We start from the raw sequence: 12,832 nt of genomic DNA on the forward strand, positions 1-12,832 counted from the left end.
CGCAGCGCATGCGAAGGCCCCTATACCGACCAGTCGGACAAACCGGGGCAAGGCGCCGAATCAGCGAGACCGATCAGACCGCTGACGAATCGAGGCTGACGCGTTCCCACGGAACTCGTGGAGGGAGGGCATATGACCACAACACGCAGACGAGTCTTGTGGCTCAGCGCTGTGCTGGCGCTGGTGCTGCTGACCACTGGCGCAGGAGCGGTTCTCTGGAAAGTCCGGAAATCCGATACGCGTCTCAGTGTCGAGATCACAGGTCTGCCGGACGGCGCCCGGCCGAACGTCGCAATCACTGGGGCTGACGGATTCAAGCGGTCCGTGACGGCTTCCACCACCCTGAAGCTGCCACCAGGATCGTTCCACCTGACGCCCGCGCCAGCCAAGGCCGCGCACGCCACCTACTACACCGCGGACGCCGTGCTGACCGCCGCAGTCCGCAGCGGCAAGTTGACGCGTGTGGTTGTCGACTACCGCGTCGCTGTCTCCGACAAGGCCCGCATCCTCAACTACGCGAACCCCGGACTCATCTCCCCACCCAAGGGCGACCAGGTCCTGTTTCGCGCGGACGCGCCGACCGCCCGCGGGCTTCGCGCCGGAGACATCCTGCTGGCTGCGGAGGGGCCGCAGACCCCCGAGGGCCTGTTGCGGAGGGTAATACGCATTGAGCGCCGCGGCTCCGTGCTGGCGGTGCGGACAGCACCGGCCAAGCTCAACGAGGCTATGCCCAAGGCGGTTCTTCGCTTCCCGAAGACCCCCGAACACGCTTCGCAGGGTACGGACATGGCCTTGGCCGCCTACACGGCCTCAGACGACCCGAAGGACCTGGCGCCCGAAGTCACCCTGAAGATGGACACCTGGAAGCGCAAGGCCCTAGGTGGGAATATCTCGTGCGGCGTAGGGCTGCCGGTGTTCAAGGCAGAGATGGACTGGCCACAGGTCGACTTCGCAGGTAGTGACATGGGCTTCAACGAGAACGATCTCGTCTGGGCCCAGCTCCAGGCCAGGATCCAGTACTCCATGAAGACCACTTGGGGCACCCCCCACGCCGCGCAGTGCAGCTGGGACACGGCCTGGAAGAGCAAGTGGAAATTCCCGGCCTGGGCCGTGCAACTGGTCCGTGTCGGGCCATTCAGCGTGCATCCCACGTGGAAGTGGATTGCCGGAGTGGAGGCAAAGGCGGAAACGGGTCTGAAGTTCGAGTCGGAGATCTCCGAAGACTTCACCGTCAAGACGCGTCTGAGTCTGCGGCCTTGGGCCTCGGCGCACATCCAGAGCAACCGCCCAGCCAAACGCAAGGCCGAGATGGCCGGGGCGACGGAAGGCAAGTTGAAGGGCAAGGTCGGCTTCCGCATCGGCATCGAAGCGGCCGCACCACTCGACGTCTTCACCGCGGGCCTCTACCTGGAAGTCGCCGCCGGGGTGGAAGGCGGCATCGAACCGTTCAAGCGCGAGGCAAAGGTCGAGGCATTCCTCGAAGGCGGCGCCGGCATGGAAGTGGCAGCCGGGGAGTTCGCGGGCCGCGAGATCGGAGCGAGCATCCCTCTGAAGAAGAAGACACTCTGGAAGACCGAGCTGCCCCCGGCCCTGGCTTTCGCCACCGACCGCGCCGTCCACGTGCAAACGGGAAGGGCAAGCCCCGACGTCATCGCAACGCTGCCAATCGGACTGTCGGCCACACAGCTCACATGGTCCCCCAATGGCAAGCAACTCGCTTGGAGCGCTACACCCAGGAGAGACGACAGGACCACTACGCCGCGTGTCTACCTCGCAGATCTGGAGACTGGCACAGTCGACAGGTGGGAGTGCAATTTTTGCAGGATTTCCTTCGCCGGCGAGAACCTGCTTTCCGGATGGAATACTCTCACCAACGGTGAGAATGACGGCTTCGCCCGCTACCGCATCGGGCAAGAACCGAAGCACGTGCTGCTGGCCAACCAGGGATCCATCCACGACGGACTTTCGGACGACCAGATCCGCGTAGCGGGCATGAACAATTGCGGTTCCGGCGGCTGCAACACCATGCCTCTGTATGGCGGATCACCGAGCTCAGGCGACACGCTCATCGGCGTTCCCTGGCCGGACTGCCACCACAAGCTGTTCCGGGTTAACTCCAAACTCCAAGCCTCCCCCCTGCCAGTGACCGATCTCCTGGTGATGGAGCCCGGCCACGACAAGGGCTGGCTTCTGGCCTCCGCGGACGGCGTCGGCTGCGGTGACGACTGGCGCAAATCAACACTTCAGCTGTCGGAGATGAACCAGACCGGGCACCTGAGCACCGTCCCGCTACCCCGTACGTATCAGTCGTGGGATGCATGCTCCCTCTGGTACGACCGGAAGGGAACCCCCCATGCCGTTGTCGCTCCCGTGATCGACGACGGCGACCCTTGGACGTCGGACAGCCAGTGTGACCAGCAACCACTCAGGACGTTCAAGGTGCTGAAGAAGCAGGGATCGTCATGGCAGGCGACGAAAAGCACGGTCCTGCTGCAAAGGACCAGCAGCGATGACAGCGGTTGGAACGCCACTTTGCAAGCGGATGGGCGCCTCGTGGCCGAAAACTCCACGCAACGCGTGCCTATTTCCAATGGGGTACGCGCCTTTGCCTGGAGTCCGCAGACAGGATGAGCGCGAAGCCGCCACAAGGCTGATGTGCGGTCTGGTGGATCACGGCAACCTCGCCCTGCTCGGGGTCAGTCAGTCAGTGGTCATTTGCCCCGGCCGCACCCAGAAAGGTGCCGGGCGCGGCCAGGGCAAGTGAGCCGGTCGGTGGGGGAGATCAGCAGTCACACGAGCGCTTGGCCCTCCCCAGGCTCGTCTTACCCGACCGGCAGACCGGGTGGCCACGAACCCGCAGCTCCCCGCTCTGGGGTACTCCGCCGCAGAACGGAGGGCCTTCCGGCAGGGCGTGATCGACGGAATGCTGTGAGACCGACCGGCTCCTCCCGGCCGAAGGGCCGTCTCCCCCAGTCCGAAGCGGGGGAGACGGCCCTCCGCCTGGAGCTCGCGTACGACCTCCATCAGGTCGAGGGTCGTATGGAGGATCACGCAGTTGGCCAGCAAAGACGTCAGCTTCACCGCCTTCTCCTGCTCGACCGGGTCGTTCTCGGAGATCACCCCGCCATTGCAGAACTCCAGCCAGTCGGTGAAATGCGCCAGCGCCAGCGCGACGGCCCGCTTCGCTGACAGCGCCCGCGCCGCTTTGCGGCGGGCCTTCTTCCCCGACGGGAACGGCGCCGGGGCCCCATCCGGGCCACCCCCGAGCTGGGAGATCCGCATCGTGCTCACATTTCGACGGTAGACCTTCGACCCAGGTCGAAGGTCAGGCCGGAACCCGCATGCTCGTCGACGCCAGGGCGGCGCACACGATCCGGTTCGGGCGTCACCGCATCCGGGAACCTACGAACCCGCCCGCTTCCGACCGGGCGGCACAGAAGGTCCGCCGCCAGGAGCAGGGCCACGAGTATGCAGAAGCCCAGCTCATCGCGCTCGGAGCGCCGGTGCCGCGGGCTGGCTGCAACCGGGCCGTCTGGCTCCGGGAGGCCCTGGTCGCGGCCGGTGCTCGCAACGTGACCTCGTACGATCTGCTCGGATCGCAGGTGTCCGGCGGGGCGGGCAGCACCCACACCCGCGTTCCACACTCCCAGAGGGAGAAAATCTCGGATCCGCAGCTTGCCAACCACAGCAGTCTGTATCTAGTATCGAATCATCGGCGCCGGCGCAGTTCGCAGCGGCCCACCGAGATCGCATCCGAAAGGAGGTCACCATCATGCAGGCCGACAGCACCCGCCAGATACACACACCCACCACTGCCGGCGGCGGCGGCCTCCCCGCCCTCCGCGCATCCAGCTCGCGCGGCTCCTTCGCCCCTCACCACGCCTTCCTGGAGGAAGACGATGACCGGCACCGACGAGAACGAACTCCTGGACTCCAAGCAGATCCACGACGAGTTCGGCCTCAGCCCCTCGCGCCTGAGCGAGCTGTATCGGGACCGCACCACCACCGGATGCCCGGAGCCGGACGCGATCGAGGGCCGGCGCCGCCGGTGGAAGCGCGGCACCATCGGTCCCTTCCTGACGGCCTACCGCGCGGCAAAGGCGTCACAGTCCTCCGTCCGCCACAGCCTGCTCACCGGCCCCCGCGACCGGTTGATGTCGACGTCAGAGGTGGCCAAGGTGCTCGGCCACAAGCGGACCGTGACCCTGCTCGGCTGGCTGCAGGACCGGCCCGGGTATTTCCCCGAGCCCGATGTCGCGGAGACCACCGACGGCGGCCGTCTTCGCCGCTCCTGGTACCTGGGCACTGTCGCCGACTGGATCGACCAGCGCCCCGGCCCGGGCAACACCCAGAGCAAGTCCCGCACGCAGGCGGCCGCTCCGGCCGAGGACGGAGACCCGGAGGAGTTGCTCGACACCAAGCAGGCCGCGCCGATGCTCGGCTACAGCAGCCACCTGGAGCTCAACCGGGCCATCGCCCGCGGCATCCTGCCCGAGCTCGCCAGGCCGGACGACGTCCTCCGCAGCGACCGGGGTCTGACCAGCAACCGCTACAAGCGCCGGCGGGTCGTCGCTCTCGCACATGCCCGCCAGCAGGTCCCGACCAGTTCCGAACTCGGCGAGCGCCGCATGGAGGCAGCCGTGCATGCCCTGCGCACGGCCGCCGACCCTGGCGCGGTCACCGTCGAGGTCCTGGCCGAGTCCCATCCCGGCCACGGCAGCGCCGTCGCGTGGAAGAAGACGATCGATGAGGCCCGCGGCACCCTGCAGGCGGACTGACACACAACGCAGGTAGCGCCATGCGGCCGCTATCCTGACGATGTACGGCACCCGGCTGTGGGTTTCCTTCGTGTGACCCCGGCGGGCCGGGTGTGTCGGCCGATGGCCGGGGGAGGCTGTCAACCTCCCACCGGGATCCTCGGATCCCGGGCCGGCCATCGCTCTCTTCGACCGTCAGCCCTTGCCCGGTAGGTTTTGAGGCCCTTTCGCCCTGTTCCACTGCCCGAGGGCGCTGACGCAGCGGTGCAGGGATCGCCTCCCATCGCCAGCGTCGACCGGCACCACTGCCGGATCAAGCGAGTGAAGGTCCTCGGCGTACGCGGCATACACGATGCCGGCCACGCCCGCCCGCCCAAGAGCTGGCGGCGGTGCACCCAAGGTGTTCCAGGTGCCAGGCCCTGAACCGACCTGCCGTCAGTTTGGCGGGCCTCCCCCGGCCCATACCGATCCGGCAGCACCGGCTCAGTACAGCGGCGTCTCGTGGTCCTCCGGGATCGGGCAGTCCCTCCCGCCCTGGACGGGTCAGCTGACCAGCGCCGTCAAGGGCGCACCGCGCAGCAGCGTCCAGGCCGTGGTCGGGCCTGTGGTCGGCCCGACCACGGCCTTTGTGTCCCCATCGTGACCATGGTTGGGGCGTCGTGGTCGGTGGCCGGGTCGGGGGCGGCGGGTTTCCTCAGAGGCAGCAACACCCCGTTCTGACCTGGGAGTTCGACCACGTCTCCCGCCAAGAAGGGACACCAGTGACCGCTACCGCTGCCTCGTACACTCCCAGGCCCGACGAGCCGCTGCCCCATCAGCTTCTGTCCGCGCTCGCCCAGCACCGGATGGCCACCACCAGCCAACTCCACGATCTGCTTCGGCCGAACGTCGCCCGCCAGACCGTCTCCACCCCACTGAACAAGCTGCGGCAGAAGGGGCTCGTCGACTACACGGTGCTGCCCCAGTCCAACCGCACCCGCGCCTGGTACCTCACGGGCGAGGGTGCTCGCCTGGCGCGGGACTTCCCAGCGCTGCGGGGCCGCCCTCCGTATCCGATCAACTCCGCAACGGCCGCCTCGCTGAAGACGCCGCACACGCTCACCGTCGTGCGCGCCCACCTGGCCTTTGCGGCAGACGCCCGTCGGCTGGGGCACGAGCACGGCCCGTGGGACTGGACCCCTGAGGTATCTCATCCCCTGGGTGAGGGGGAACGGCTCGTGGCCGACGCTGTCATGCACTACACCGTCGCCGACGGCGAACACCGGCGGAAGCTGCGCGCGTTCGTGGAGGTCGATCGCACCACCATGAGCAGCGAGCGCCTGGCCGTGAAGCTGATCGAGTACGCCCGGCTGTTCCAGTACGAAGTCCAGCCCGTCGGCCGCCGCAGGCCGGCCTCCACGGGCCCTGCCTGGCTGCGCTGGTATCCGGTTTTCCCCCGCGTACATTTCGTGCTCACCGGCGCCTCCCGGGCCAGGATGGGAGACAGGATCAGTGATCTGCAGGCAATGGTCGCTCAGCACCCGCTCGTTGCGGCCCTCGCCCGCGAGGTGCAGCTGGGAGCCGCGGTCCTGGAAGACATCGAGCAGCACGGTCCCAGTGGGTCAGTGTGGGTGCCGCTGGTTGGGGGCGAGCCTCGCCCGTGGACCGCCTTGTGATGACTCCGCGCGCGCGTATTTGGCATTATCGAACATGTCGCATTGGCCCGGGTGCCAGCCTCGCCTTGCCGATCCGTTTCTCAAGGGGTTGTGATGTCACAGGCCGCCCGGCTCGTGGACACCGCGCAGATCGTGGCGGAGTTCGGCACGAGCAAGTCCCGGGTCAGCGAGTGGGGTAACGACCCGAGCAGCGGGTTTCCTCCGGTGGCCCGCACCGAGGGCCGCAAGCAGTACCGGCGCCACGACCAGGTCGCTGCCTTCTTCGCCGAGCGCGCACCGAAGCAGCGCACGCTGCTGGCCGCGGTGCTGGAGGCCGACCAGGACGAGGTGCTGAACAAGCGGGAGGTGGCCAAGCTGCTCGGGTACACCAGCACGGCCACCATCGACGCCTACTTCCGTGACCGGCCCGACTACTTCCCCCGCCAGACCACGACGGCGTGGACGGCCCGCACTGGCGGCGCGGCACGATCGTCGACTGGGCTACCAGCCGACCAGGCAAGGGCAGGCGCGGATCAGCCGCGTCCGTCCCGCTGCCCGAGGTGTCGGCGGACGGGGACCCCGACGAGCTGCTCGGTACGGCCGAGGTCGCTGCCCTGCTCGGATACGGCAGCGCCGCCTCCTTCTCCAGTGCCCTCTCCCAGGTCCGCGTCCCGGAGTTGCCCGAGCCGGACGCCATGGAGAAGAAGGAAGGTGTCCGCGGGCGGCCCAGCAAGAAGTGGCGCCGGGCTACCGTCGTCGCCGTCGCCCGCCAGCGCGGGGCGCTACCAGCCGTCGACGAGGACCACGAGGACCTGGTCGGAGCAGCGGATGCGGCCCGGATCCTCGGCTACAAGGATGCGGACAGTTTTCTCAGCGCGCTGGGGCACGGTTATCTCCCCGGCCTCGGCGAGCCGGATGGGGTCGAGCACCGCCGCGGAAGTGCCGGCCGCCCGCGCCAGCAGCGTTGGAGACGCTCCCGCGTCGAGGATTTGGCCGCCCGCCGTTCCTCGGCACCCTGACCGCACCGAGTCCCAACGAACACTGGACAGTCCCCGGGGTTCGACCAGCACTCCGGCCGGGACGGGTACACGAGAACGAGATCGGCGCCCCAGTCTTCTGGGGCGCCGTGCTGTTGGACCGGTGCGTTACGCCTTGAGCCCTGGGCCGCTGAACGGTCCGGCCGTCTCGTCGATCTCGTCCACGCGTTGGCGGATGGTGTCGAACGGGGCAAGGGTTGCGTCCACGCCTCGCCCGGCGTCACGGCGCGCAGCGTCCTCGGCGCGGCGAAGGTAGCACACGGCCGTCCGCCCTCGGCCGGCGGCGAGGGCCTCCTGTGCCTCGTCGAGCCAGTTCTGAGCGCTTTGCGCATCATCGGTCGTGGATGCGCCGAGTACGGTGCGCAGCGGTTGGGCGTCCTGGAGCAGTTCCTCGCCCACGGGCCGGAGCCTTACTGGGTGTTTTGCAACCTCGACGCCGCAGGTCAGGGCGGCCGTGTTGCCCGTGGGGCAGGAGTATCCGTTCCGTAACGGCGTTTCGGTAACGGCGGTGCCGGACGGCGGTGTGTCTATAGATGGATGGACGTCGGCATGGCCCCAGATCATGCGCGGGCGCTGACGGCTATGTGGGGCTTCCCCAGCTCCGCGAGACCGCCTGCGGTATGACGGTTCGTCGTAGGCGGGAGAAGGGTCCTCAGAACGACCTGACCGACCGGCTTTACGCCAGCAGACAATCGGCAAGAACCCCCGCCAGAGTGAACTTGCGGCTGCAGCAGTCCTGCGAGGGAAGGCCTCCCAGATAGCGTCCCCGTACGGAAGGAACAAAGCCGTGTCACAGAACGACTTCAACCAGGCATTTTCCCAGCTGAGTGCGAAAGAGAAGCAGGTATGGTCCAAGCTGAGTGAGGAGCAGAACAAGGACCTCGGATTCCTCAGCAGTCCCCCTACCAGGGCCCTCCTGGCTGTCGTCGACGGGGCCAAGGAGGGTGATCCCGTCACCGCGGGGATGAAGGCGCTGGCCAAGGAAGGCATGGCGGTACTCCAGCAGGTGTCTGGAGAGTAGCCCGCGCCCACGCGTGCCCCGACCAGGTGGCCGGGGCACGACAGGTTCAGGCCTCGATTGTCAGCGTGGCGGATGGGCTGACGTGGACGTTTGGCTCCCCGGTCACTTCCGAGCGCTTCTTCAGGCTCTGACAACGGGCCTGGTGGTCGTCGGCGCCGCCGCACCAAGGGGATGGTGGTCTACGCCTGGCGGAAGAGCGGGGGCAGCAGGCCCTGGCCCGGCCAGAGATCCTGCTCGGCTACGAGGCAGGCGAGGAACATGTCGACCTCGGCCAGGACGGCCGCGCGCTCCTTCGGCCCGTAGGTGATGAACTCGTCGGCTGCGGCGTCGAATGCGCTCACGTGGTTGTACGGGCCGGTGATGATGAGGGCGCGCGCGATCTCGGGGAGTCCGAGGCTGAGGGCGTCGCATTCCCCTGTATGGACGAGCTGCACGAGGTCGGTGGTGACCTTCTCCCAGTCGCCCACCGCCGGCCAGCCGGGGCCACCGTTGAGTTCGTGGGTGAGAGTGGACAGCGGGATGATCTCGCTTGGCTGGCGCCCCTGGGTGAGGCGGTCGTGGATCTGAGCGCCGTCGGGCTGTAGCACGTGGGGGTGGAGCAGGGAGTCGGCGGCTACCAGGGTGGTGTTGATCTCCTGGGCACCATCGCCGGGGCAGTAGGCCTCGTGTGCGAAGAGCAGATAGACATCGGTGGTACGGACTGAGTCGTCGGACTCGGCCTGGGTCCGGGTGCGGTATCCCTTCAGCGGTGAAGTGCCCGGCGAGCGTCGAGGTCCTGGTCGTGCCGCTGGCTCGAAGCCGGGCGGGAGCGGGCCCAGCGGGCCTTCGTGCCCGCAGGGCTGGTTCGCTTCGCCGGAGCGGGCTTCGGTGCGAGTGCGCTCCAGGGTCTGGGCGACTTGGTCGGCGAGCTGGAGCATCAGCCGCTCACGGTCGATGAGTTGAGCCGAGGCCAAGCGGGTGTCCTCGGTCAGGAGCAGGCCAGCGGCGTCCCACAGCAGGTTCTGGCCGACCTCGGCCGAGCGGTGCAGTTCGTAGCGGTCGCTGTCGGCGGCGGCCTTGACGAGGTAGGTGTGCAGGGCGGCGAGGCGCTGCAAGTAATGGCATGCGGCGTCTCCTTCGACGCTGCGGACGTGTTCGCCGGCCTGGTCGTCGAGCCGGTCGGGCAGGTGCTCGGTGAGCAAGGGGGCGAGCAGCATCGCTGGCAGCACAAGGTCGGCGGGGATGCCGCGGCCGAGGGCGAACATGGCGGCGAAGAGGCTGATGATCCCCATGGCGACTGCGGAGAGCCGAAAGGAGACTGGGCTGGCGGGGGCCAGGGCGATGCGGGTGGCGGGGCGCCGGGTCAGCCAGCGCACGGCCAGTCGCTGTGTCATCGCCGCGCCCGGGGGGAGCACCCCGATCTGCCGTGGGCGCTCGGGCAGGGTGCCGTCTGCGGGCACGGTCCAGGCGAGCCACCCCCACCCGGTGCGCTCGTACACGAGCGCAGGTTCACACGTGCCGGTGCACGCAGTGTCGCAGCAGACGTGGCCGGCCTGCTGCGCGCGGGATCGTTCTTCCTCCCACCGTTTCGGATCGCGGGCGAACGGACGAAGAGGCTGCTGGGGTGCCGTCCGGGGTGGTGTGTGGAGCGTGTCCGTCATGAGGTGCTCGCTTCCAGAGGGTCGATCAGGGCGGTGGTGCAGGTGGCGCAGCGTCCGTTGCCATCGGGGTGAGCGCGGCGGGGAGTCGGTCCGGGGCAGGTTCGGCACAGCGGCCAGTCGAGGCAGGCCGGGCAGAGGTCTTGTCCGGGGACGGTGCCGGGCAGGCCGCAGCCCGCGCATTCGACGAGCGCCCGGTAGGTGATCGCCTGGGAGACCGTGCGGGCGGCGGCGGCCGTCGTGGAGGGCTGCGGTGTCAGTGAGCGTTCGTCCGGGTCGAGGTCGTCGACGTACGCGACTGGGGGCGGGTAGCTCTGGGCGGAGCGCAGTCGGGCGGCGACGATCGCGTCGACGGAGGTCCGGATGCTGCTGGGCAGCGGGCGGCTGGTGATGACGTGGCGCAGGTGCTCGGGGCTCCAGCCGGCGTCCAGCATCGTGGTCATGATCCGGCCCTGGTCGTACAAGGCCTTCTCCTGCAGCAGCAGTTCGGGATGGGCCGCCCCGATCGACAGCAGCAGTCGGGTGCCTGGGTCCAGATCCTGCGGCGCAGGCGTGACCGGCTTCGGCGGAGGCGTAGCCGGGCGGCCGCTCGTGCGCTCGCCGGGGGCGCACGGAGGGACGGTTCTGGTCTTCTGCTTGTTGGTCTTCTTACTGATGGTGTTCTTTGTGGGGCGGTCAGCCAACGTAGGGTTATCCAGTCCTGGATTTCCCGACTCTGGTTGTGACCTGGCGTTTTGCAGGCTGGGCAGGTCGGTGATGAAGTACGTGGCTGGGCCGAGGGTGCCGTCGGGGTTGCGGTCGCGGTCCCGCTGCAGGAGGCCGTAGCGCTCCAGCTCCTCCAGCCCGGTCGTCACCGCGTTGACGCCTTCGCGGCCGCGGCGGGCCAGGTCCGCGACCGTCATGTGCCAGCCGTCGCGGTGGGTGCTGATCAGTCCGAACAGCCCCTTCGCCTTGAAGGACATGTGGTTGTCGCGGAAGAGGCCGTTGGCTATCTGGGTGAACTGGTCGCCGGCCATCACGCCACGGCGGATCCCCACGCTGTAGTCGCCCCGGCCTTCCGTGGACGCAGTCGGCGCGGGGAGCGCCGTAGCGGCGTCCGCCATCAGGACGTCGACGAAGGTGGGGCGGTCGGTGATGGAGTAGACGATCTCGCCGAGGGTGCCGTTCGTACGACGGAGGCGCTCGCGGATCAGGTAGCCGTGGGTCTCCAGTTCTTGCAGCCCGGTGCGCACCGCGTCCCGTCCGTCCGGCCCGGAGCGGACGAGCCCGGCGACGGTCACCTGCCAGCCGTCCTGGTGCGTGCTGATGTATCCGAAGATTCCTTTCGCCTTGTAGGTGAGGCGGCTGTCGCGGAAGAGGCCGTTGGCGATCTGGGTGAACTGGTCGCCGGCCATCGGGCCGCGGCGGATCCGTGCTCCGTTCATCGCGCGTCCGTGAGTGCGCCGCTCTGCGCGCGGCAGCCCACGCCGTTCGCGGACGCGCGACGGGTGGTGCCGACGGGCGAGGGGACGTGCGTGAGATCCATGGAGGCAGCTCACCCGTCGACGCCGACCACAGCGGCGGCCACAACCCCCGACCATCGATCACGTTCCGGCAACATGCGCGCTGGGCTGCCGTGGTCGGGGGCGTGGTCGGGCCCGACCACGCGTCGGGCAGTTGCTTCGCGGACGGCGCGGGGTGTTCGACGGCAGTCGGCGTTGTCCGCGTTGTTCTCTCCGGCGTACGTCATCTCGGAGACGTACGGCGGCGCCCTGAGTTGTACGGGTCGGCGGCAGCGGGCCGCTGCGAGGCAGCGTCGGCGTACGGCCTCAAGCCCGTGCACCGCCGGATCGTCTCTTTATGAGGCGATGCGGCCAACCATTGAATGACTGTCCCGGGGTCTGATCTGTTGGCTTCGACGCAAGCCCCTGCCGCATCGGCAGGGGCTTTCCGTGTCCGGCCCGTTCGGCCGTCCGGCGAGACCTCCGGAGCCGACGGACGCCGACGCGGACGAGTGGTGGGTCGAGGGCGCGCGTCCCAGCGTCCGCTGACGTGGATCTGCTGAACGCGCTCCTCGACAGGTCGAGTTGCGGGGCTAACCCCTGGGTTCTCCATCGTCCTCTCCGCCGCCCCTGTCCGGGACGGCGGACCTTTCGATACAGCTCTTGGAGGAGCAGTGAGCAACGAGCAGCGCACCCCCAAGTCGGATCCGTCCGGCGAGGCAGTCGGTGGGGGTTCGGCGCAGCCCGCGCAGGAAGCCGGGGACAAGGCTTCGGAGCGGAAGGACTTCTGGGAGAAGGCTGGCCTGGCTGCGATCGGCGGAGCGTTCTCCGGCGCGTTCCGCGTCGTGGCGGCTTCGATCCGCGACGCCCTCTTTGGAGATTCCGGGACAGATTGAGGCCCTCTGCGGCGGCGGGCCCGGCCACCGGCCAGAGCGCGCAGCCGGTGTTGAACGGCGGTCTGCTCCCCGCTGCGCAATCGGGGCGCACTGCCGTACGCGGGGCGCTGCGCAGCGGTCCGTGCGTCGTGCGCAATCGGCTTGCGCGTGCGACTACGCAGCCGTGCGCGGGTGCCCTCGGCGTCCGGCTGCGATCCACAGTTCTGGTTGCGCAGTCGCCTGGGCCGGGAGACGAGGTACTGCTCGCCCGCAGGCTTCCCCGCGCGTGCGCACCACTGCGCCGGCCGCCCCGATCACCGCTTCGAAGCGGGACTCCACACGGTGCGAAATGTCGTGGTCGGGTCTGTGGTCGGGCCGACCATGACCCCG

General features: G+C 68.6%; 12 protein-coding genes. 7 read left to right on the forward strand and 5 right to left on the reverse strand.

The window, feature by feature from the left end; all coding sequences use genetic code 11:
• Positions 1–132 precede the first annotated feature (132 nt).
• Positions 133–2,631: a hypothetical protein gene (locus AB0D57_RS17230; RefSeq protein ID WP_362072614.1), complete on the forward strand. Its 2,499-nt coding sequence runs from the start codon at positions 133–135 to the stop codon at positions 2,629–2,631.
• Between the two features lie 69 nt (positions 2,632–2,700).
• Here the strand turns inward: AB0D57_RS17230 and AB0D57_RS17235 are convergent, their stop codons facing one another.
• Positions 2,701–3,120, reverse strand: coding sequence for a Tn3 family transposase (locus AB0D57_RS17235; protein WP_362072899.1), 420 nt, complete (start codon positions 3,118–3,120; stop codon positions 2,701–2,703).
• Between AB0D57_RS17235 and AB0D57_RS17240 the strand changes: the two genes are divergently transcribed.
• The 4 genes from AB0D57_RS17240 to AB0D57_RS17255 all read left to right on the forward strand — a co-directional run bounded on the left by AB0D57_RS17240 (position 3,056) and on the right by AB0D57_RS17255 (position 7,410).
• Positions 3,056–3,304 (forward strand): hypothetical protein, encoded by a 249-nt coding sequence (locus tag AB0D57_RS17240; RefSeq protein ID WP_362072915.1) that lies wholly within the window; start codon positions 3,056–3,058, stop codon positions 3,302–3,304. The genes AB0D57_RS17235 and AB0D57_RS17240 overlap by 65 nt on opposite strands.
• Positions 3,305–3,899: 595 nt before the next feature.
• Positions 3,900–4,778: a hypothetical protein gene (locus tag AB0D57_RS17245; protein WP_362072617.1), complete on the forward strand. Its 879-nt coding sequence runs from the start codon at positions 3,900–3,902 to the stop codon at positions 4,776–4,778.
• Between the two features lie 740 nt (positions 4,779–5,518).
• Positions 5,519–6,412 (forward strand): replication-relaxation family protein, encoded by an 894-nt coding sequence (locus AB0D57_RS17250; RefSeq protein ID WP_362072620.1) that lies wholly within the window; start codon positions 5,519–5,521, stop codon positions 6,410–6,412.
• Positions 6,413–6,849: 437 nt separating this feature from the next.
• The gene (locus AB0D57_RS17255) at positions 6,850–7,410 is read left to right on the forward strand and encodes a hypothetical protein (protein ID WP_362072623.1); all 561 of its coding nucleotides are present in this window, start codon (positions 6,850–6,852) and stop codon (positions 7,408–7,410) included.
• A 126-nt stretch (positions 7,411–7,536) separates the two neighbouring features.
• On the opposite strand, the gene AB0D57_RS17260 is transcribed toward AB0D57_RS17255, so the two are convergent.
• The gene (locus tag AB0D57_RS17260) at positions 7,537–7,827 is read right to left on the reverse strand and encodes a hypothetical protein (protein ID WP_362072626.1); all 291 of its coding nucleotides are present in this window, start codon (positions 7,825–7,827) and stop codon (positions 7,537–7,539) included.
• A 388-nt stretch (positions 7,828–8,215) separates the two neighbouring features.
• Between AB0D57_RS17260 and AB0D57_RS17265 the strand changes: the two genes are divergently transcribed.
• Positions 8,216–8,449: a hypothetical protein gene (locus AB0D57_RS17265; RefSeq protein WP_362072629.1), complete on the forward strand. Its 234-nt coding sequence runs from the start codon at positions 8,216–8,218 to the stop codon at positions 8,447–8,449.
• Positions 8,450–8,628: 179 nt separating this feature from the next.
• Here AB0D57_RS17265 and AB0D57_RS17270 read toward each other — a convergent pair whose 3' ends face one another.
• From AB0D57_RS17270 to AB0D57_RS17280, 3 genes are all read right to left on the reverse strand, one after another.
• A complete protein-coding gene (locus AB0D57_RS17270) occupies positions 8,629–9,927 on the reverse strand; it encodes a hypothetical protein (RefSeq protein ID WP_362072632.1) in 1,299 nt (432 codons plus the stop codon).
• A 158-nt stretch (positions 9,928–10,085) separates the two neighbouring features.
• Positions 10,086–11,510 (reverse strand): hypothetical protein, encoded by a 1,425-nt coding sequence (locus AB0D57_RS17275; protein WP_362072635.1) that lies wholly within the window; start codon positions 11,508–11,510, stop codon positions 10,086–10,088.
• Positions 11,511–11,620: 110 nt separating this feature from the next.
• The gene (locus AB0D57_RS17280) at positions 11,621–11,908 is read right to left on the reverse strand and encodes a hypothetical protein (protein ID WP_362072638.1); all 288 of its coding nucleotides are present in this window, start codon (positions 11,906–11,908) and stop codon (positions 11,621–11,623) included.
• Positions 11,909–12,241: 333 nt separating this feature from the next.
• Between AB0D57_RS17280 and AB0D57_RS17285 the strand changes: the two genes are divergently transcribed.
• Positions 12,242–12,463: a hypothetical protein gene (locus tag AB0D57_RS17285; protein ID WP_362072641.1), complete on the forward strand. Its 222-nt coding sequence runs from the start codon at positions 12,242–12,244 to the stop codon at positions 12,461–12,463.
• The last annotated feature ends 369 nt before the right edge of the window (positions 12,464–12,832 follow it).

This window comes from Streptomyces sp. NPDC048275, assembly GCF_040652275.1.
Lineage (GTDB): Bacteria > Actinomycetota > Actinomycetes > Streptomycetales > Streptomycetaceae > Streptomyces.

Bases quoted from the DNA above. Each gene is read 5' to 3' on its own strand.
- AB0D57_RS17245 (WP_362072617.1), top strand. From the start codon at position 3,900: ATGACCGGCACCGACGAGAACGAACTCCTGGACTCCAAGCAGATCCAC.
- AB0D57_RS17275 (WP_362072635.1), bottom strand. From the start codon at position 11,510: ATGAACGGAGCACGGATCCGCCGCGGCCCGATGGCCGGCGACCAGTTC.
- AB0D57_RS17230 (WP_362072614.1), top strand. From the start codon at position 133: ATGACCACAACACGCAGACGAGTCTTGTGGCTCAGCGCTGTGCTGGCG.